Source organism: Desulforamulus profundi (assembly GCF_002607855.1).
Genome location: NZ_AWQQ01000043.1, coordinates 1 through 1,439, shown reverse-complemented (window position 1 = coordinate 1,439; position 1,439 = coordinate 1). Strand labels below are relative to the sequence as shown.

Below are 1,439 nucleotides of genomic sequence, written 5' to 3'. Positions count from 1 at the left end.
GAAGAAAGCTGGGAATAATATCCTCAGCTATCTCCGACGGAACCATGTAGGGCGCTCGGGTTGCTCCAAAGCCATGTCCTATCTTCCCGACAGGTAAGAGCCATTATAACAATAAGATGTGGTAATAGGGATTTTCCCTATTATCCATACTATTAACAATGGTTGGCTTTAAAGCTTACTACTTACTTTTTACCAGTGTCCATAGGTCACATRCTTTATAACTTTACAGATAATGAAGCAGCCTATTRGCATAAATACAACAAAAATCAGCGAAAAAAATATCTTGCCAATTATTRTGAGTGTGGGATCCATCCACTGTCCGATGACAGGTACTATGGCCAGTACGGCTACGGCAATGGGAAAATATTTTAAGAATCTAATCCCCAGTGCCTCACTTTCTTTTTTATTTCCTTTTTTAAACTTTAACATCTACTGATAAGCCTCCCCCAAGCAGTCCAGCTCCTACGTAGAAACTACCACCACTTAGTCCACCTGACAATCCGAAACCAATAGTACCAATAGCCGCAGAACCTCCAATAAAAACGGTTTTTCCAAAAGCTTTAAAGTTAAAACTCCCGTCATATTTCACCACAGAGGCTTGCCCACCAAAATATTTAAAGGGTTGCTCTTAGTGCCCTTTCTTCTGAGTCTTCATAACCTTTAAATACTACCCTAGAAATATCCTCATGATTGAAAAAAACATTGTAAGCTGATGATATATTTCCTTCTGGGTAAAGGCAAGCAACATAGTCAAACAAATCTCCAGTGTTTGACTGTATTTGTCTCCTACCAAAAATCATTAGTTTCTTGTCAAATCCATCAACCTGGAACCCATCTAGTAAAACAACTGAGCCTATTGGCAAAAAATGACTCTTAGCCATATAACATCACCTAGTTTTCTTATATCCGTACATTAATGCTTTATACAACACAAAACAACTTAAAGGTGCAAATACAATAAATATTAATGTAGTAATTAGCTTATCAGATAGTGTACTAGCAGGGTCTGCCCATTCCATGATTGGTGGAATGATACCTCCTACTAAAGCAGCCAAAATAAAAAATATTTAAAAAACTTTTCCACTTAACCTCCAGCCTTTCTTAACGTCTTATGTCAATAGATAGGCCCAAACCACCAAGCACAGCCCCACCATAAACACTGAAATGACCTTTTCCTGCAGAAACTTTAGCTCCTACAGAGCCAATAGCCGCAGAACCTCCAATAGAAACGGTTTTTCCAATGGTTGGCTTTAAAGCTTACCTACTTACTTTTTACCAGTGTCCATAGGTCACATACTTTATAACTTTACAGATAATGAAGCAGCCTATTGGCATAAATACAACAAAAATCAGCGAAAAAAATATCTTGCCAATTATTGTGAGTGTGGGATCCATCCACTGTCCGATGACAGGTACTATGGCCAGTACGGCTACGGCAA

2 protein-coding genes are annotated in these 1,439 nt (G+C 38.5%); both read right to left on the bottom strand.

The window, feature by feature from the left end; translation table 11 throughout:
* Positions 1-415: 415 nt before the first annotated feature.
* Entirely contained in the window at positions 416-592 is a 177-nt protein-coding gene (locus tag P378_RS19450) for a hypothetical protein (RefSeq protein ID WP_180261009.1), read from the bottom strand.
* Between the two features lie 22 nt (positions 593-614).
* Positions 615-881 carry a DUF4176 domain-containing protein gene (locus P378_RS06770; RefSeq protein ID WP_099082717.1) on the bottom strand — a complete coding sequence of 89 codons (267 nt, stop codon included), beginning with the start codon at positions 879-881 and terminating at the stop codon, positions 615-617.
* Positions 882-1,439 lie beyond the last annotated feature (558 nt).

What these genes read in the sequence shown, in the direction of transcription:
- P378_RS06770 (WP_099082717.1), bottom strand. Translation starts at nt 881, where the DNA reads ATGGCTAAGAGTCATTTTTTGCCAATAGGCTCAGTTGTTTTACTAGAT.